This is a genomic window from Rhodoplanes azumiensis (assembly GCF_042682915.1).
GTDB classification, from domain to species: Bacteria; Pseudomonadota; Alphaproteobacteria; order Rhizobiales; family Xanthobacteraceae; genus Rhodoplanes; species Rhodoplanes azumiensis.
In genome coordinates this window covers 109,049-126,906 of sequence record NZ_JBHUIW010000019.1, presented here as the reverse complement: position 1 = coordinate 126,906, position 17,858 = coordinate 109,049, and the positions used below count along the sequence as shown (strand labels likewise).

Genomic DNA, 17,858 nt, shown 5'->3' with positions numbered 1-17,858 from the left:
CTCACCCGCCCAGGGAATCCCCCGGCGATTCAGCCACACCGAAAACCGCTCTAGAGCCCTATCGGCGCGGCGGCCCGCGCATCGCCACCGATGGCCCGTCCGTCTCGCTGCCGCCCGACCGCGCCCAGGTGCTGGCGCTCGCCCTGCACGAGCTCGCGACCAACTCGGTGAAGTACGGCGCGCTCTCGGTGGAGGAGGGCTCGCTCGACGTCGCCTGGCGGTTCGACGGCGAGCGCGTGATCGTGAGCTGGAGCGAGGCCGGCGGTCCGCCGGTGCGCAAGCCGTCGTCGCGCGGCTTCGGCACCAAGATCCTGGAGGCCAGCATCAACCAGCAGATCGCCGGCCGCGTGACGCTCGACTGGCGACCGAGCGGTCTCGCCTGCACGTTGGAGATCCCCTGCGGTCCGCGGCCGCGCTCGGCCCTCGCAGCGGACGACGCCGAAGCGCATCCGGAGCCGGTCGATGCCGGCGAGGTGCCCACGGCGCCCCACGCACCCCGGATCGCGGCGCGCACGACGGCCGGCGCGCACGGCGGATGAGCCGACCAGCGCCCCGTCGAAGCGCCGGACCGCCGCCGCCCTGGCACGCGCCTTGCTGACGCCTGTGCACCCGCCCTCCATCGCGCAGGCCGAACGATCATGACGACCCGCCTTCTCGTCCGCGACGCCTTGGTGCTCGACGCCACGACCGCGCCGGCGCGCCGCGATGTTCTGATCGAAGGAACACGCGTCGCCGCGGTGCGGGAGCCGTCCGCGACGATCGAGCCCGACCCGCAGGTGATCGAGACGACGGTGATCGACGGACGTGACAAGCTCATGATCCCCGGCCTCGTCAACGCGCATACGCATTCGCCCCTCAATGTGCTGAAAGGCACCGGCGACGTGCTGAGCCATCCGGCCTTCATGTGGCTCAACCAGGCCGACACGGCGCATCGCAGCGCCGACGAGATCAGACTTTCCGCGCTGCTCGGCTGCATCGAGCATCTGCGCAACGGCACGACCGCCGTGGTCGATCATTTTCCCGAGCAGGGCTTCGCCTCCTCCGACGTGGACGCGGTGGTGGACGCATACGAGATCGCCGGGCTGCGCGCCCTGGTGGCGCTGCGCGTCTTCGACGAGCCCTATTCGGACATCGATCCGCCGGGCGGGTTGCCCGCCGCGGTCACGGCGAACAACCCGCTGACGCCTCCGCCCTTGGACGAGTCGCTCGACCTGATCGACGACGCGATCGCGCGTCATGATCACGGCGCCGACGGTCGCATCCGCGTGTGTCCGGCGCCGTCCAATCCGAGCCGTTGCAGCGACGCGCTCTTGGAGGCGGTGCGCGACCTCTCGTTGAAATACGACACCAGCGTGCACATGCATCTCTTGGAGACCCGCATCCAGGCCGAGATCGCGCAAGCGCGTTACGGCACCACCATGGTGGCGCATCTGGACCGGCTCGGCCTCGTGACCGACCGGCTCTCCTGCGCCCACACGATCTGGATCGGCGACGACGACATCGCCCGCATGGCGGCGGGCGGCGCCATCGCGGTCCACAACCCCGAGAGCAACCTGAAGCTCGGGGCCGGCATCGCGCCGGTCGCCCGCATGCTCGCCGCCGGCATGCGGGTCGCGCTCGGCTCCGACGGTGCCTCGACCAACGACAATCTCGACATGCACGAGGTGATGCGGCTCGCCGTGATGCTGCAGCGGCCGGGCGAGCCCGACCGCCGCCGCTGGCCGAACGCCGCCGACGCCCTGACGATGGCGACGCTGTCGGGCGCCGCCGTGCTGCGGGTCGGCGGCCTCGGCCGCATCGCGCCCGGCGCTCCGGCCGATTTCGTGCTGCACGATCTGACGACGCCGTTCTGGACACCGTTGAACGATCCGCTCGCACAGCTGGTGTTCGGCGGGTCCGGCACGACGGTCGATACCGTGGTGGTCGCCGGCCGCGTGCTGATGGAGGCCGGGCGGATCACCGCCTTCGACCCCGAGCCGGTGCTGCGCGAGGCGCGCGATGTCGTGAAGCGTCTGCGCGCCCGCAACTTCGCGTTGCACGGCCTCGCCGCCGAGATCGCGGCGGCACTACCCTGACGTCTCCCCCGGACGGTCGTCGCGCGGCCGCGGGCTTAAATTTCGAAATTCCGCGGGTTTGCATACGAAACGGCAGTTTGCCTACGAGGCTGCCCAGTTTCGCGGCAGCGCCGACCCCTCGCACCACACCTGGCATGCAAAGCGGCGTGGCCCGCCCCTTGCTGAGACGAGAGCGGAGGAGCCACCATGGACCGACCCGACGTCCGCGCGTCCGATGCCGACCGGATCGACCGCGCGACCGAAGTGCGCACCATCGCGCAGGCCGTGCAGGGGCGCCTGTCCGCCGACATCCTGTTCGGCCGCCTCGCGCCCGACGGCCGGCTGCGGCTCGAGCCTCTGTGCGAGAGCTACGCCGTCGGCATGAGCCCGATGCGCGAGGCGCTGGCGCAGCTCGTCGGGCGTGGCCTGGTGATCCAGGACGGCCAGCGCGGGTTTCGCGTCGCGCCGATCTCGCGCCGCGAGCTCGACGATATCACGGCGACCCGCATCCGGCTCGAATCCATGGCGCTGCGCGACGCCATCGCGCACGGCGACGACGCCTGGGAGGCGCAGATTCTCGCCACGCATCATCGTCTCGTGCGGCGGCCGCGCACGCCGGATCGGCTCGTCGACGAGGACTGGGAGCGCCGCCATCGCGCCTTCCATCTCGCGCTGATCGACGCCTGCGGCTCGGCCCTGCTGCTCGGCTTCTGTCACGACCTGCACGACCGCTTCGACCGCTATCGCCGCATCGCCGTGCAGGCGGCCGGCCGCCATCCGCGCGTCGGCGCCGACCTGCACGGCGCCATCGTCGAGGCCGCGCTGGCGCGTGACGCGGCGCGCACCGCGACGCTGCTCGAGCGCCACATCGCCGAGGCCGCCGCCGACATCGCCCGCATGGTCGCCCCGCGTTTTCCGGATGCCGCGCCGCGGCGTCCCGCGCGTGGCACGTCGCTTGCTGAGACGCCGGCACGTTCCGCGGAACGTTCTCCTTCCCGTCGCCGGACCTCCGGCGCCGCCCGTCCGCGCCCATCCAGCCAGAAAGGAAGACCGCGATGACCTCACGCGACGATCGCTCGCTCAGCCGGCGCAGGTTTCTCGAGATCGGCGGCGCCGCGGCGGCATCGGCCGCCGCGCTGTCGGTCGGAGGTCTCGGCGCATTTTCGCGCGCCCTCGCTTCGGAGACGCCGCTGTCGTTCCAGCTCTCCTGGATCAAGAGCATCCAGTACGGCGGCTACTTCGCCGGCATCGACCAGGGCATCTACAAGAAGTTCGGCATCGACCCGACCTTCGTGTCGGGCGGACCGAACGTCGATCCCGTCGCCAACGTGGCGAGCGGCCGCTCGCAGATCGGCGACCGGCCGATCGGCCCGCTCGTCGTCGCGCGCGAGAAGGGCATCCCCATCAAGGTGATCGGCACGGTGTTCCAGAAGAGCCCGTACAGCATCATCAGCCTCGCCAAGACGCCGATCACGAACGTCAAGCAGCTCGCCGGCAAGACCATCGCGACCGCGACCTCGGGGCGTCCGATGATGCTCTATCTGATCAAGGAGGCTGGCCTCGATCCTGCCTCCGTCAATCTGGTGCCGTCGGCGCCCGATCCGTCGGCGCTCGTCTCCGGCCAGATCGACGGCTATGCCGGCTACTCGACCAATCAGGGCGTGATGCTGAAGACGCGCGGCGTCGACATCGTCACCCTCAACGCGCATGACCTCGGCCTGCCGGAGACCACCGGCACCATCTACGCCCGCGAGGACTTCCTCAAGGACAACCGCGAGCTCGTCGTGAAATTCCTGCGCGCCACGGCCGAGTCCTGGCGCTGGGCGCTCGCCAATCCCGAGGCGACCGCCAAGCTGATGGTGGAGAAGTACGGCAATCCCGGCCTCGTCTACGAGGCCCAGCTCGCCGAGATCAAGGAGAGCAAGCCGTTCATCGAGGCCGGCCCCGCCGCCGACAAGGGCCTCCTGGTGCTCGACATGGCGCTGTTCGACAAGATCATCGCGCTTTATCGCAGCGTCGGCCTGGTGAAGGGCGACATGAAGGCGACGGATCTGTGCGATCCGAGCTTCGCCGAGGCCGCCGCCAAGGCCTGACGTCGAGGCCTGACGGCGAGGCCCTGCGCCAGCGCCCTCCGGCGAGCACATCACGAGAAGGAACGAGACGCAGCGTGTCACGGGACATCAAGGTCGATCAGGTCACGATGGTGTTCGAGGGACGCGGCCAGCCCGTCGTCGCCCTCGACAAGGTCGACCTGCATGTTCCCGCCGGCAGCTTCGGCGCGATCATCGGGCCGAGCGGCTGCGGGAAGTCGACGCTGCTGCGCCTCGTCGCCGACGTGATGCACCCCTTCGCCGGCACCGTCACGCTGTCCGGGGACTCGCCCCGGACGGCTCGCCACGAGCACGCGATCGGCTTCGTGTTCCAGAGCCCGACGCTCCTGCCCTGGCGCACCGTGCGACAGAACGTCGAGCTGCCGCTCGACGTCGTCGGCCGCAAGAGCGCGCGGCGCTCGCAGAAGACGCCCGACGAGCTGATCGAGCTGGTCGGCCTCAAGGGTTTCGAGCGGGCGCTGCCGCACGAACTCTCGGGGGGCATGCAGCAGCGTGTCGCGATCGCGCGCTCGCTGGTGCTCGAGCCCGACATTCTGCTGCTCGACGAGCCGTTCGGCGCGCTCGACGAGATCACGCGGCAGCGCATGAACCTCGAGCTCCTGCGCATCTGGGCCGAGTCCGGCACCACGGCCCTGCTCGTCACCCATTCGATCGCCGAGGCCGTGTTCATGGCCGATCAGGTGCACGTGATGAGCGCTCGGCCCGGCCGCATCGCCGGGGTCGTCGAGGTGCCGCTGCCCCGGCCCCGCGGCCTCGAGATGATGCGCACGGGAGCCTTCTACGACTGCGTCAACGCGGTGCGCGACGGCCTGTTCGGCCGCGAGAGCGAGCCGGCCCGCGCCGGCGAGCCGGTCGAGGCCTATTGATGGGCGCGGCGACCAGCCTGCACCACGCTGCCGCCGCGTCGTGGCGCCCGCTGCTCACCGTCGCGGTGCTGCTCGGCGGCGCCGAGGCGGCGCAGCGCGCCGGGCTGCTGCCGGTGTTCATCCCCGCGCCGAGCCAGGTGATCGCCGAGGCGATCCGCGATCCACGTTTGGTCTACGAGAACGTCGGCCAGACCGCGCTGCGCGCCGCCGTCGGCTACGCGATCTCGGCCACGATCGCCGTCACGGCCGCCTCGCTCGCCGTGCTGGTGCGGCCGCTCTACGGCCCGGTCTACAATCTCGGCGTGACGCTGCACTCGATCCCGATCATCGCGCTCGCGCCGCTGCTCGCCACCTGGATCGGCACCGGCTCGCAGCTCCAGATCGCGATCGCGGCGCTGACCAGCCAGTTCGCCATGCTGGTCGGCACCATCCAGGGACTGCGCGCCGCGGACATGCGCCAGCGCGAGCTGCTCCACGTGCTATCGGCGACCCGGCTGCAGATGCTGCGTTATCTGCTGGTGCCGAGCGCGCTGCCCTATCTGTTCGCCGGCCTCAAGATCGCGGCGCCCTCCGCCGTGCTGGGCGCCATCACGGCCGAATGGGCCGGGGCCGATCGCGGCGTGGGCGCCATGATGCTCTATGCGCTGTTCGCCTACGACACGCCGAAGGTGTGGCTCTCCGTCGTTCTCACCTGCCTGCTCGCGGCGAGCGGCTACGCCGTGTGGGCCGCGGTCGAGCGCGTCGCGATCTTCTGGGAACCGGCCACCGAGCTGGCCGACCAGCCATGACCGACGCGACCACCTCGACCACCACGAAACGACCGGGGCTGCGGGTGACGCGGAGCCTCGCCCTGGTGGCCCTCACGGTCGGCATCCTGGTGCTCGCCTGGCAGCTCATCGTCGTCGCGCTCAGGATTCCGCCCTATCTGGTCCCGCCGCCCGGCCCGGTGGCGCACGCCTTCGTCGTCAACCTGAAGACCATCGCGACCCAGACCGGCTTCACGCTCACCGCCGCGGCGCTCGGCCTCGCACTCAGCACGCTGCTCGCCACCGGCATCGCGCTCGCCTTCTCGATGAGCCGCAACCTCGCCCGGGCGTCGCTGCCCGTCGTGATCGCGTTCCGCTCGACACCCGTCGCAGCGGTAGCGCCGCTCGCCATGCTGTTCCTCGGTCGCGGCATCGCCACCAGCATGGCCGTGGTGACGATCGTCTCGTTCTTCCCGCTGCTCGTGAACCTGATGCGCGGCCTCGCCGGCGCCGATCGCAACGCCGCCGAGCTGATGCATGTCTACGGTGCCAGCCGCTGGCAGCAGCTCCGTTACGTCCGCATCCCCTACGCCCTGCCCTTCCTGTTCACCGGCATGCGCATCGCAGCTTCCAGCGCCATCCTCGGCGCGATGCTGTCGGAGTGGATCACCGGCTCGAAGGGCCTCGGCAACCTGATCCTGGAGTCCGGCGAGATGCGCGAGACCGAGCTCCTCTGGGCGGCGGTCGTCACCTCGGTTACGATCGCGATGTCGGTCTTCTGGCTCACCTCGGCCGGCGAGAAGCGTTTCGTCCATTGGCGGGCCTGAGCCCGCCTCACCCTCCTCAGCCGGCATTTCCTCCGGCTTCGTCGAGACTGCACCATGAGGCTTCTGTCCGAGCGGGACATCGAGCGCCTGATCGATCCCGGAGCCGCCATCGCGGCCGCCGCCGAGGCGTATCGCCGGCAGGCGGCCGGCGAGATGCCGACGCCCGGCCGGCTCGACGTGCTGCGCACCAACCCGAAGGGCGGTGCCCTGGTGCTGGCGGGGCACTCGTTCGATCGTCGTTTCGTGGTGAAGACCAACATCCACGCCTATTCCGATGCCGCGAAGGACGCCGCGATGCCGGCCCGCACCGCGGCGAGCGGCCTCGTCCTGTGGGACGGCGTCGCCTGCGTGCCGCTCGCCCATATGGCGACGTCCTCGTTCAACGATCACCGCACGGCGGCCGGATTCGCCGCGGCCACGCAGGTGCTGGCGCCGCCGGCGCCGCACACGCTGGCCGTGTTCGGCGCCGGCAAGATCGCGCCGGCGACGGTGCTGTATCTGTCGGCCGTGCGGCGCTTCGCCCGCGTCGTCCTGGTCGGCCGCAACGTCGAGCGCGCCCGCGGTCTCGCGGCACAGCTCGCCGCGCGGCCGGAGCTCGACGGCATCGACATCACGGTGGAGACCGACGCTGCGACCGCCGCCACAGAGGCCGACGTGATCGCAACCGTCACCACGGCCGAAACGCCGATCTTCCCCGGGGACGCGGTGCGGTCCGGCACCTTCGTGATTCTCGGCGGCGCCAACCGCCCGACCCACCGCGAGGTCGACGACGCCTTCATGCGCCGCGCCCGCGTCTTCGTGGATCATTTCGACGGCGCCACCACGCGGGCCGGCGATCTCGCCCTCACGCTCGCGACCGGCGTGCTGCGGCCCAAGCAGATCGTCGGGGAGATCGGCGCGTTTCTGGACCGCGGCGAGATGCCGCCGATGCCGGCCGGCCTCGACATCACGGTGTTCAAGTCGATCGGCATCGCGGCCCAGGACGTGATCACGGCCGGCATGGTCTACGAGCGTGCGGTGCGGGACGGCATCGGCCTCGAGTTCGACATGCGCGAGGGCGGCGGCGCTCCGGTCACGGCGCCGGCGAGCCACGGACCACCCAGATGATCACGCTGATCCGCGACGCCGCGATCCTGACGCTCGACGCCGCCGACACTGTCGTTTCGCACGGCCATGTGCTGGTCCGTGACGGTGTGATCGCCGCCGTCGCGGCGGGCGATCATACCGGACCCGAGACACCGGACACGATCGTCGACGGCCGCGACCGCCTGGTCGCACCCGGCCTCGTCAACGCTCACATGCATTCGCAGTCGAGCACCATGGCGGGCTTCGGCGACCGGCTGAGCCATCCCGCCTTCATGTGGCTCACCCAGGCGCACACCTCGCGCCGGACGTCGAACGAGATCCGCCTCGCCGTCCTGCTCGCCGCCTGGGGCATGATCACGAGCGGCACCACGGCGGCGATCGACCATTTTCCGGGCCAGCGATTCACCGCGGCCGACATGGAGGCGGTGCTGTCCGCCTGGGAGGAGACCGGTCTGCGGGCCGCCCTCGCCATGCGGTTCTTCGACGGCGCCTTCGCCGATATCTTTCCGGATGCACCGCTGCCGGACGACCTGAAAGCCCGCATGGCGGGGGTGGAGATTCTGAAGCCGCAACCCGTGGACGAGCTGCGCGACCTGATGGGCGACACGATCGCCCGCTGGCACGGTCGCGCCGGTCGGCTCTCCGTGTTTCCGGCGCCGTCCAATCCCGATCGCTGCACCGACGCGGCGCTGCAGCTCTGCGCCGTACTCGCGGAGCGGCACGACACCGGCATCCACACGCATTTGCTGGAGACCAAGAAGCAGGCCCGCATCGCCGCGCAGAAGTACGGCGAGACGGCGGTGCGGCACCTGGAGACGCTCGGCGTGCTGTCGTCGCGCTGGTCGTGCGCGCATTCGATCTGGCTCGACGACGCCGACATCGACCTGATGGCGGAGCGCCGCGTCGTCGCCGTGCTGAATCCCGAGAGCAACGCCCGGCTCGGCACCGGCCTCGCCCGTGCGCCCGAGATGCTGCGGCGGGGCGTGACGCTGGCGCTGGGCACCGACGGGGCGAGCGCCAACGACAACATGGTGCTTCACGAGGCGATGCGCGCCGTCGCGACCGGCCATCGCGCCGCCGAGCCGGACCGCACGCGCTGGACCTCGGCCCGCGACGTTCTGCGCATGGCGACCACCGGCGGCGCCGCGGCGCTGCGAAGCCCCGGCCTCGGCGCGATCGCGCCGGGCGCGCCGGCCGATCTCGTGCTCTACCGGCTCGACACGCCGTGGTGGACGCCGCTCAACGATCCGGTGGCGCAGCTCGTCTTCGCCGAGACGGGCGGCGCCGTGGACACCGTGATGGTCGCCGGCCGTGTCATCCTCGATCGCGGCCGCGTCACCACGTTCGACACCGACGCGCTGGTGCGCGAGGTGCGCGCCATGGCGGCGTCGCTGCGGGCGCGCAACGCCGATTTGTTCGCGGTCGCGACCGACATCGCCGGGGTGGTGCCGTGACGGCCGCCGGGACCGCCGACGCGCCGATGCCTTCGGTCGATCTCGTGATCACGAACGGCCTGCTCGTCTCGCCCGAGACGACGGTCGCGGCCGACATCGCGGTCGATCAGGGCCGCATCGTCGCGATCGGCGCGCCCGGAACGCTCCCGCCGGCGCGGGAGACGATCGACGCGACCGGGCTGCACGTGATCCCGGGCGCCATCGACGTGCACGTGCATGTCCGCGAGCCCGGCTTCTCCCACAAGGAGACCTGGACCAGCGCCACCCGGGCGGCGGCCGTCGGCGGCGTGACCACCGTGTTCGACATGCCGAACACGAACCCGCCGACCGCCAGCGTCGCCGCGCTGGACCGGAAGCACGCCATCGCAGGCTCTCAGGCGATCGTCGATTACGGGCTCTACGGGCTGATCGGCGAGCACAATCTCGATCAGCTCGAAGCGATGGCGCAGGCCGGCGCGGCGAGCTTCAAGCTCTACATGGGCAGCGAGAACCCGCTGGTGCCCTGCCCGCCCGACGGCGCCATCGTCGCGGCCTTCGAAATCCTCGCACGCCTCGGGATCCGCACCACCGTGCATGCCGAGAACACGCCGCTGCTGACCTGGCGCGGCGAGACGCTGCGCGCCGCCGGCCGCACCGATGCGGCCGCGCATCTCGAGCAGCACATCGACCTCGCCGCCGTCGAAGCGGTCAGCCGCACCGCGATCTTCGCCGAATGGACCGGCGCCAAGGTGCATATCGCGCACGAGAGCACACGCCATTCGCTGCCGCACATCCGTTTCGCGAAAGCGCGCGGCGTCGACCTGACGGTCGAGACCTGCCCGCATTACCTGTTCCTCTCGACCGATGACGGAGGCCGGCTCGGCGACAACTTCATGCGGGTGAAGCCGCCCGTGCGCGAGCCCGGCCACGCCGGCCCGCTGTGGGACGCGCTGCTCGACGGCACCATCGACATGCTCTCGACCGATCACGCCCCGCATCTCATGTCCGAGAAGACGCGCGACGTGATCTGGGACTGCGCACCGGGATTCCCGGGCGTCGAGACCTCGATGGTGCTGATGCTCGCGCAGGTGTCGCGTGGGCGGCTCACGCTCGGCCAGTATGTGCGCATGGCCTGCGAGGCGCCCGCCGAGGCGTTCGGCATGTTCCCCCGCAAGGGCGTGCTGATGGTCGGCGCCGATGCCGACATCGTGCTGATCGACATGAGCAAGACCGGCCGAATCACGGCGGCAGGCCTGCACTCGATCGGCAACGCGACGCCGTTCGAAGGCTTCGCCCTGCACGGCATGCCGGTGCGCACGCTCGTGCGCGGCAAGACCGTGGCACTGGACGGCCGTCCGGTCGGCCCGCCCGGCTGGGGCCGGCCGGTCACCGTCCGGCGGACCTGAGCGTCACGCGCTGCTGGCCCGTTGTCCTGATCGGATCCGTGGCCGCGGCGCGTCCGGCGCAGGCTCCAAGCCGGCGGCGATGCGGGCCTCGCGGCGCCGCCACCAGCGGGCACGCAGGCGCGGCGCCAGAGCCCACGCGATCGGAGCCGCCACCACGAAACTCAGCACGATGTGCAGCGGCATGAGCTCGCTCGCATTCGCGGCGAGCGGCGTCGAGACGATCGGGATGGTGCCGATCCCGAACAGGACCGCCTGCACCATCATGTAGACGAGCGCCGCGATGATCGGCCGTGTGAGCATGACGGAACCTCCGTCGCTCCGGCAACCGACGAGGCGCCGCACCGGTTCGGTCACGGCCGGCGCGGAGGCCTGCGCGACCGTCGCTCCGCTCGCCCTGTCCGGATGTCGGTGTAGATGTCCGGAAAGCCGTCCCGGATGGTGCCGGCGAGCTCCTCGTCGAACACGCGCAGTGCGGCGGCGACGCCGCTGCGCGGCGTCTTGTGGGTGATCTTGTAGAAGGTTCGCTGCGGCGGCGCCGGATCGATCTGGAACGTCTCGAACCGTCCGGTCGCCAGCATCGAATGGCCGATGCCGCGCGGCACGATCGCCCACTGCTCGGGATGCTCGATCACGGTGAACAAGAGCAGCGGGTTGTCGACCGCGGCCCACGGCTTCTGGCCGGCGTGGAACCAGTAGTCGTGCCACGTGAGGTAGCTGGTCCCCCACGGAACGAACACGCAGGTCTCCGCCGGCAGCGCGCGCACGTCGACCTTTCGGGGACCGCCCTGCTTGAGCCGGACGCCGACGAGCGGGACCGAGAAGCACGGCGTCACCGCGACGTTCTGGGCGGTCTGCTCGACGAGGGGAAAGCCGACGTCGATCGTGCGCCTCTCGATCTCGTCGTACATCTCGACCGAGTGGAGCGAGATCACCCGGTAGGAGACGCGCGGCGAGCGGTTCCACAATCGGCGGCACAGCTCCGGGATGAACGTCATGTTGGCGCTCGACACGGTGCCGATGACGAGATGCCGGCGCGGCGTCGAGCGGTTCACCTCGAAGGCCTCGCGCGCCAGCTCCTGCCAGCGCTCGGCGATAGGCAGGAAGGCCTCGCCCTGCGGCGTCAGCGCGACCCGCTTCAGGCCCTTGCCGCGCTCCAGCAGCGGATAGCCGAGCCGCTCCTCCAGCATCCTGATCCGCTTGCTCACCGTCGACTGCGCCAGATGCGCCGCCTCGGCCGCGCGCGACAGAGTCCTGTGCCGCGCCACCTGGAGGAAGAGGTCGAGATCCTGGGAGTCCATGCGTCCTCGCGACACTGACGTTATTATTCTTATAGCCGATATTATTCATTCGAATAGATCGCTTTTCCGATAATCCGTCTCGTGGCACCGAGGAGGCGAGACCCGACCGCAGGTTCGCCGGATCGCTCGGAGCGCCCATGCAAGTCGTCGTGACGGAGCCCATTCATGCGGTCCCCCTCGCGCGGTTGCGCCGGGAGGCCGAGGTGGTGACCTGGGACGACCCGCGCGCCGGCGACTGGTCGCAGGCCGACGCCGTCATCGTGCGGGCCGCCGCGGTGCCGCGCGCCCGCATCGCGGCCGCGCCGAGACTGAAGGTGATCGGCAAGCACGGCATCGGGGTCGACGCCATCGACGTCGGCGCGGCCCGCGAGCACGGCGTCACGGTCGTCTACACGCCGACCGCCAATGTCGACTCGGTCGCCGAGCTCGCCGTCGGCCTGATGCTGGCGCTCGCCCGCAAGCTGCCCGGGAACGACCGGCTGCTGCGCGCCGGGGCCACCCGTCTCGCCCCGCCGGAGCTGACCGGCACCGAGCTCGGCGGCAAGACGCTCGGCCTCGTCGGCCTCGGCCGCATCTCGCGGCGCATCGCCGCCATCGGCCGCGCCGGATTCGGCATGCGGCTCGCCGGCTACGACCCCTACGTCTGCGCCGAGAGCGCCGCCGCATTCGGAATCACGCATCACGCGGCCCTGGAGACGCTGCTCGCCGAGGCCGACGTGATCAGCATCAGCGTGCCCTACGGCCCGCAGACGCACCATCTGATCGGCGCCGCCGAGCTCACCGCCTGCCGGTCCGGCGCCTTGCTGATCAACACGGCGCGCGGCGGCGTGGTCGACGAGCGCGCGCTGGCCGCAGCCCTCGCCGCCGGCCGCCTCGCCGGCGCGGCCTGCGACGTGTTCGAGGAGGAGCCGCCCAAGCCCGACCATCCGCTGCTCGCCCAGCCGAACTTCGTCGGCACGCTGCATGTCGGCGCGGCGACCGAGGAGGCGCTGCTGCGCGTCGGCACCATCGTGGTCGACGACGTGCTCGCGGTGCTGCGCGGCGCGGCCCCGCAATTCGCCTACGCCTGAGACAACGACGACCGGCTCGTCTGGCCGAGACGGTCACGCCCAGCACGAATCGGAGCCCGACGTGTCGCTTCCCGGCAATCGCATCTACACCCGCATCGAGCGCCCCTCTCCCGACCTCGTCGAGGCCTTCCGCGGGCTGCCGACGCCGAACATCGCCGACAACATGTCGCGCATGTTCTGCGCCTGCAGCGCCATCGCGCCGGTTCTCCCGGACATGGCGCTGTGCGGGCCGGCCTTCACCGTGAAGGTCAATCCCGGCGACAATCTCTTCATCCACAAGGCGCTCGATCTCGCCCAGCCGGGCGACATCGTGGTGGTCGACGGCCAGGGCGACACCACCAACGCGCTGATCGGCGAGATCATGGTGCGCTATGCCGCACAGCGCCGCATCGGCGGCCTGGTGCTCGACGGCACGATGCGGGACCGCGCCGGCATCGCGGCGCTCGGCGTCCTGCCGGTGTTCTCGCGCGGCTATACGCCGATGGGGCCGTACAAGAACGGCTGCGGCGAGATCAACACGGTGATCTCCTGCGGCGGCGCCGTGGTGCGGCCGGGCGACATCGTGGTCGGCGATGCCGACGGCGTCGTCTTCGTCCCGGCCCGCGACGCCCGCACCGTGCTGGCCGCCGCGCAGGCGATGTCGGCCAACGAGCAGACGATCTTCGCCGACATCGCGGCCGGCCGCTACGACCGCACCTGGGTCGACGCCAAGCTGCGCCAGAGCGGCACGGAGATCATCGACGAGGTCTATCGATTCTGATCGCGCCGGGGCCGCGCCCCCGACGGCGCGCGACCAGCGGCCCGGATCCGAGACGGACAGAGCGAGAGACGGCAAGATCACGAGGGGAGGCGAACAATGACACGAATGTCTCGCAGGCACATGGTCGGCACCGTCGCGGGGGTGGCGCTCGCGCTGGCGCTCGGCCAGCCCGCCCTCGCGGCCTGGCCGGACGACAAGCCGATCGAGGTCGTGGTCGGCTACGCGGCCGGCGGCGGCACCGACGTGATGGCGCGCAAGCTGTTCCAGTCGGTGCAGAAGCGGCTCGGCGACAAGGCCAAGATCGTGGTGATCAACAAGCCCGGCGCGGCCGGCGAGATCGCCAGCGCGTACCTCACCCGCTCGGCGCCGGACGGCTACACGATCGGCGTCGTCAACCTGCCGCCCTTCGTGGTCGTGCCGATGATCAAGAAGGCGCAGTACAGCGTCGACGACGTGCGCTTCGTCGCCCGCGTGGTCGACGATCCGACCGTGCTGGTGGTGCGCGCCGACAGCCGCTTCAAGACGCTCGGCGACCTGCTCGCGGCATTGCGCGAAAAGCCGGGGACGATCGCGCTCGGCCACAACGGCACCGGCACCAACAGCCATCTGGCGATCCGGCTGCTCGCCGAGGCCGCCGAGGTCGCGCCCAACGAGGTGCCCTACAAGGGCACGGCGGCCCAAAAGACCGACGTGCTCGGCGGCCATCTCGACGTCGGGCTGATCAGCGTCGGCGAGGTGCCAGAGCTGCACGGCGGGGCGACCGGCGAGATGCGGGTCTTGGCGCAGCTCTCCGACGCGCGCTCCCCGGCCCTGCCCGGCGTGCCGACCGCGCGCGAGGGCGGGATCGCCGTGGTGATGTCGTCGGAGCGCGGCGTCGCGGTGCCCAAGGGCGTGCCGGACGCGATCGTGCAGAAGCTCGAGACGGCGATCGCCGAGAGCGTGCGGGATCCCGAGTTCATCGCCGCCTCGCCGGGCGACGCGCCGGTGCTCGCCTATCTGCCGGGCGCGCAATGGCAGGCGTCGCTGGCGAAGAGCATCGACGCGCTCCGCAAGCTCGCCGATTCGCTGCCGAAGTGACGGCTTCGCTGTCCCGGGGACGGTGATGCCCAACCGACGGTGATGCCCAACTGACGGCGATGCCCCGAGCGAGGGCGATGCCCTCGCTCCCGACCTCCGGCCCGGCCACCCCGCCGGCCGGGCCGGAGATCCGCCCCGGCCGGGTCACCCGCCCGCCGGGGCGGTCGCGCCTCCGGGGGCGGCGGTCGTGGCCGGCGGCGGCGCTCGCGTCGCGCACCTCGCCACGCCACAGCCCGCCGCAGGATCCGCCGCAGGATCCGCCGCAGGATCCGCCGCGCCGCCGGTCGGTGCGGAAGGACGCGCGGCGCCCGCGTGCCCGGAACTCGCCGCTTCACGGCCGGGTCCGGGCCGCCGGCCGACCCCGGGGGAGAAGCTCCGCCGCGGCGCTTGCGCCGCCCCGGGGCTTGTGGCATGGAACCGCGTCGCCGGAGACTGCGTCGCACCGCGTCGCACCGCCCGCGCGAGCCTGATGCTGCCGTAGCTCAGTGGTAGAGCACTCCCTTGGTAAGGGAGAGGTCGACAGTTCAATCCTGTCCGGCAGCACCAGAAATAACTAATCAATATCAGTAGGTTAATGATCTTCTTGGCCTTTCGGCTCCGTCCCTGGTACACCGGGATGGTACACCGTGGCCCTCAGAATGACCTGCCCGACCAAGCTCAAAGGCTCAGACCGCTGGTACTACCGGCGGAAGATACCCGCCGATTTGCGACACATCGTTGCGGCGCTTCCACGAGCCCGGAAGCCGGCCGGGTGGGGTGCGACGCACATCAAGGTGTCTCTCGGCACCGCCGACCGGGAGGCCGCGAAGGCGAAGTGTGCGGAGGTCGCTGCAGCGGTCGAGCGCCAGATTGAGGCGCTACGGAAGGGGCCGACGCCGCTGACCCCGAAGCAGGTCGCCGGGCTCTCCGGTCTGGTCTACCGAGCCTTCACCGAAGGTCTGGAAGAGGATCCCGTGATCGCGGCGGAGCAATGGCGGGCGATCGCCGAGGCGAACCGCGATGCGCGGCTCGGGCAATATGGGCTCGGTGCCCAACTCGGCATCTTCGACGACCATGCCGACCGGCGCGAGTTCTCGTTGGAGAGCCGCTTCGGGAAGATGGTCGACGCCGTGCTTCTGCGCGAAGGCATCGTCACCGACGACACGAGTCGCTGGCGGCTGATCGAGGCGCTCTCGCGGGATCTCACCGAAGCGGCGGAGAAGCTGGCGCGGAACGCGGACGGCGACTACGCGCCGGACGCCTACGCGACGCGGTTCCCGACATGGGAAGGGCCGGACGCCAAGCCCGACGCGGGCCGCAGCATCAGCGCCCTGGTCGAGGCGTGGCAGGTTGCGGCGGTCGCCCGAGGCGTCCGACCACGCACGGCGAAGCGATGGCAGGCGGCGGTGTTGCGCTTCACGAAGGCGCTCGGGCACGACGATCTGCGCCGTGTGACCCCGGCTGCGGTTCAGCGATGGGCGAACGAGCGAAGCTCCTCCGGCATCAGCGCGAAGACCATCAACGACACCGACCTTGCCGCGCTTCGCGCGATGTTCGCGTGGGGGAAGCGGGCCGGATGGCTCGGCACGAACCCGGCGGAGGAGGCGTGGATCGAAGGGCGTGGGAAACCCGAGGTCCGGGAACGGTACTTCACGCCCGACGAAGCCGCCGCGATCCTTCGCGCGGCGCTGGCCGTCACCGGCACGGACCGGGAGGATCCGAAGACGACCGCGGCGAAGCGGTGGGTGCCGTGGCTGTGCGCGTACTCAGGCGCCCGCGTCATGGAGATGGTCCAGCTTCGGAAGCAGGACGTGAGGCGGGAGGACGGGGCGTGGGTGATCCGGCTCACGCCGGAAGCCGGTGGGATCAAGACGAACCAGTTCCGCGACGTGCCCGTCCATCAACATCTGATCGAGGTGGGCTTCATCGACTTCGTGAAGGCCGCGGAAGATGGGCACCTCTTCTGCCGCCGCGGTGCGGATGGCACCGCCACAGGGTCCGCCGAGGGCGTGTATAGCCGCATCCGGGAAGCCGTTCGTGAGGTCGTCCCCGACCCGGCTGTCCAGCCCAGCCATGCGTGGCGCTACACCTTCAAAACGCGAGGCAGTGAAGCCGGTCTCGACGAGGTCAAGCTCGACGCGATCTGCGGCCACGCGGCAGTCACGCAGGGCCGGAAGTACACCCGCGTCACCCTGAAGGCCCGGATTGAGCTGATGGAGAAGTTCCCTCGGTACGGCGCCCTGTAGCCCGCCCTGCTGTCAGAACGAAAGGAAGACTGCCGTGGTCCTGAGCACCGTGGTCGCGCATCTGTTCGACCCCGTTATCATCGTGATAGCCATTTTGTGTGGGGGCTTTCTTCGCCATCCGGGCATGGCCCTTTATGTAGCCCTCATGTTTGGTGCGATCTACGCCGTAGCGAGCCTATCGTATCGTCCCATCAGCCTCGTTTCCCTCGCGATGACCACGGTCGCTCTGCTCATCTGGACCGGCTTGGTGATCTGGGCTGCTGAGCGGCGGCGGCGGATACAGGCGAGAGAGAATGCATCCGTCGAAACTGAGCAATCCTTCGCGCCACCGCGCCCCGCCCCGGCGGATGCACAGGCGAACGATGCGCCGCTCGATGCTGAACGCAGTCCGGCACTGCAGGCTGCACACAAGATGCTCAAGGAGGCCGATCAGGCGAACGCTGCAGACCGAGAGACGGACAAGGAGGGCGACGCAGCCCCTGATCTGAGATCAGAGGCAATGCCTTCCTCCATGCCGGTGCATGCCGATCTTTTTGATCTCCGGTGGCAAACTGCGAAGAAGAGGGCTTCGGCATATGCCCCGCCTCCCGAGCACGATCCCCTCGTTGCTGGTATGACCGGGCTGGCTGTCGCCGTGGCCGTTCTCACAGTGTTTCTGGCGTTCGCAGGATTGGACGGCACGGCCTTCGCGAGCGCGATCGCCTGGACGAGCTTGATCTGTTTCCTCGCCCCGTTCCTCTACTTCAAACACCAAGCGCGACAGCACATCAGGGCGTTTGCTCGGGAGCTGGCGGCTTTGAGTTTGGAGCAGTCGAGCCCATCGGAGGCGAGTGTAGGGCGATTACGACGCCGCTGACTGACCTCCCCCGCCCGCGACGAGAAGCGGAAGAACGGCCGTC

Annotated in this window: 16 protein-coding genes, 1 tRNA gene and 1 pseudogene; 16 read left to right on the top strand and 2 right to left on the bottom strand. The window is 70.4% G+C overall.

Features of this window, described 5'->3' with window-relative positions:
- The 10 genes and pseudogenes from ACFSOX_RS16350 to ACFSOX_RS16305 form a co-directional block, all read left to right on the top strand.
- Positions 1–539: pseudogene (locus ACFSOX_RS16350) on the top strand (hypothetical protein); the annotation flags it as partial.
- 99 nt (positions 540–638) lie between these two features.
- Complete coding sequence (locus ACFSOX_RS16345) at positions 639–2,075, top strand: amidohydrolase family protein (protein ID WP_378478876.1); 1,437 nt, start codon at positions 639–641, stop codon at positions 2,073–2,075.
- Positions 2,076–2,261: 186 nt separating this feature from the next.
- Positions 2,262–3,113 (top strand): FCD domain-containing protein, encoded by an 852-nt coding sequence (locus ACFSOX_RS16340; RefSeq protein ID WP_378478875.1) that lies wholly within the window; start codon positions 2,262–2,264, stop codon positions 3,111–3,113.
- A complete protein-coding gene (locus tag ACFSOX_RS16335; RefSeq protein ID WP_378478874.1) occupies positions 3,110–4,147 on the top strand; it encodes an ABC transporter substrate-binding protein in 1,038 nt (345 codons plus the stop codon). Before ACFSOX_RS16340 ends, ACFSOX_RS16335 begins: the two co-directional genes overlap by 4 nt.
- Positions 4,148–4,221: 74 nt before the next feature.
- Complete coding sequence (locus ACFSOX_RS16330; protein ID WP_378478873.1) at positions 4,222–5,031, top strand: ABC transporter ATP-binding protein; 810 nt, start codon at positions 4,222–4,224, stop codon at positions 5,029–5,031.
- A complete protein-coding gene (locus tag ACFSOX_RS16325) occupies positions 5,031–5,819 on the top strand; it encodes an ABC transporter permease (protein ID WP_378478872.1) in 789 nt (262 codons plus the stop codon). Before ACFSOX_RS16330 ends, ACFSOX_RS16325 begins: the two co-directional genes overlap by 1 nt.
- Positions 5,816–6,604 carry an ABC transporter permease gene (locus tag ACFSOX_RS16320; RefSeq protein ID WP_378478871.1) on the top strand — a complete coding sequence of 263 codons (789 nt, stop codon included), beginning with the start codon at positions 5,816–5,818 and terminating at the stop codon, positions 6,602–6,604. Before ACFSOX_RS16325 ends, ACFSOX_RS16320 begins: the two co-directional genes overlap by 4 nt.
- Before the next feature lie 54 nt (positions 6,605–6,658).
- On the top strand, positions 6,659–7,711 hold the full coding sequence (locus ACFSOX_RS16315) for an ornithine cyclodeaminase family protein (RefSeq protein ID WP_378478870.1): 1,053 nt from the start codon (positions 6,659–6,661) through the stop codon (positions 7,709–7,711).
- Entirely contained in the window at positions 7,708–9,144 is a 1,437-nt protein-coding gene (locus ACFSOX_RS16310) for an amidohydrolase family protein (RefSeq protein ID WP_378478869.1), read from the top strand. Before ACFSOX_RS16315 ends, ACFSOX_RS16310 begins: the two co-directional genes overlap by 4 nt.
- Before the next feature lie 26 nt (positions 9,145–9,170).
- A complete protein-coding gene (locus tag ACFSOX_RS16305; protein WP_378478868.1) occupies positions 9,171–10,529 on the top strand; it encodes a dihydroorotase in 1,359 nt (452 codons plus the stop codon).
- Positions 10,530–10,532: 3 nt separating this feature from the next.
- Here the strand turns inward: ACFSOX_RS16305 and ACFSOX_RS16300 are convergent, their stop codons facing one another.
- Positions 10,533–10,829, bottom strand: coding sequence for a hypothetical protein (locus ACFSOX_RS16300; RefSeq protein ID WP_378478867.1), 297 nt, complete (start codon positions 10,827–10,829; stop codon positions 10,533–10,535).
- Between the two features lie 50 nt (positions 10,830–10,879).
- Positions 10,880–11,827 carry a LysR family transcriptional regulator gene (locus ACFSOX_RS16295; RefSeq protein WP_378478866.1) on the bottom strand — a complete coding sequence of 316 codons (948 nt, stop codon included), beginning with the start codon at positions 11,825–11,827 and terminating at the stop codon, positions 10,880–10,882.
- A 137-nt stretch (positions 11,828–11,964) separates the two neighbouring features.
- On the opposite strand from ACFSOX_RS16295, the gene ACFSOX_RS16290 reads away from it, so the two are divergent.
- The 6 genes from ACFSOX_RS16290 (at position 11,965) to ACFSOX_RS16265 (ending at position 17,815) form a co-directional block, all read left to right on the top strand.
- Positions 11,965–12,897, top strand: a complete 933-nt coding sequence (locus tag ACFSOX_RS16290; protein WP_378478865.1) for an NAD(P)-dependent oxidoreductase — start codon at positions 11,965–11,967, stop codon at positions 12,895–12,897.
- A 61-nt stretch (positions 12,898–12,958) separates the two neighbouring features.
- On the top strand, positions 12,959–13,657 hold the full coding sequence (locus tag ACFSOX_RS16285) for an RraA family protein (protein WP_378478864.1): 699 nt from the start codon (positions 12,959–12,961) through the stop codon (positions 13,655–13,657).
- Positions 13,658–13,753: 96 nt separating this feature from the next.
- The gene (locus ACFSOX_RS16280; RefSeq protein ID WP_378478863.1) at positions 13,754–14,734 is read left to right on the top strand and encodes a Bug family tripartite tricarboxylate transporter substrate binding protein; all 981 of its coding nucleotides are present in this window, start codon (positions 13,754–13,756) and stop codon (positions 14,732–14,734) included.
- Between the two features lie 471 nt (positions 14,735–15,205).
- Positions 15,206–15,280 (top strand) — tRNA-Thr (locus ACFSOX_RS16275).
- A 92-nt stretch (positions 15,281–15,372) separates the two neighbouring features.
- Complete coding sequence (locus ACFSOX_RS16270; protein ID WP_378478862.1) at positions 15,373–16,959, top strand: DUF6538 domain-containing protein; 1,587 nt, start codon at positions 15,373–15,375, stop codon at positions 16,957–16,959.
- 34 nt (positions 16,960–16,993) lie between these two features.
- A complete protein-coding gene (locus ACFSOX_RS16265; protein WP_378478861.1) occupies positions 16,994–17,815 on the top strand; it encodes a hypothetical protein in 822 nt (273 codons plus the stop codon).
- The last annotated feature ends 43 nt before the right edge of the window (positions 17,816–17,858 follow it).

Coding starts and splice junctions, on each gene's coding strand:
- ACFSOX_RS16345 (WP_378478876.1), top strand. CDS start 639: ATGACGACCCGCCTTCTCGTCCGCGACGCCTTGGTGCTCGACGCCACG.
- ACFSOX_RS16340 (WP_378478875.1), top strand. CDS start 2,262: ATGGACCGACCCGACGTCCGCGCGTCCGATGCCGACCGGATCGACCGC.
- ACFSOX_RS16335 (WP_378478874.1), top strand. CDS start 3,110: ATGACCTCACGCGACGATCGCTCGCTCAGCCGGCGCAGGTTTCTCGAG.
- ACFSOX_RS16325 (WP_378478872.1), top strand. CDS start 5,031: ATGGGCGCGGCGACCAGCCTGCACCACGCTGCCGCCGCGTCGTGGCGC.
- ACFSOX_RS16320 (WP_378478871.1), top strand. CDS start 5,816: ATGACCGACGCGACCACCTCGACCACCACGAAACGACCGGGGCTGCGG.
- ACFSOX_RS16315 (WP_378478870.1), top strand. CDS start 6,659: ATGAGGCTTCTGTCCGAGCGGGACATCGAGCGCCTGATCGATCCCGGA.
- ACFSOX_RS16310 (WP_378478869.1), top strand. CDS start 7,708: ATGATCACGCTGATCCGCGACGCCGCGATCCTGACGCTCGACGCCGCC.
- ACFSOX_RS16305 (WP_378478868.1), top strand. CDS start 9,171: ATGCCTTCGGTCGATCTCGTGATCACGAACGGCCTGCTCGTCTCGCCC.
- ACFSOX_RS16300 (WP_378478867.1), bottom strand. CDS start 10,829: ATGCTCACACGGCCGATCATCGCGGCGCTCGTCTACATGATGGTGCAG.
- ACFSOX_RS16295 (WP_378478866.1), bottom strand. CDS start 11,827: ATGGACTCCCAGGATCTCGACCTCTTCCTCCAGGTGGCGCGGCACAGG.
- ACFSOX_RS16290 (WP_378478865.1), top strand. CDS start 11,965: ATGCAAGTCGTCGTGACGGAGCCCATTCATGCGGTCCCCCTCGCGCGG.
- ACFSOX_RS16280 (WP_378478863.1), top strand. CDS start 13,754: ATGACACGAATGTCTCGCAGGCACATGGTCGGCACCGTCGCGGGGGTG.
- ACFSOX_RS16270 (WP_378478862.1), top strand. CDS start 15,373: ATGACCTGCCCGACCAAGCTCAAAGGCTCAGACCGCTGGTACTACCGG.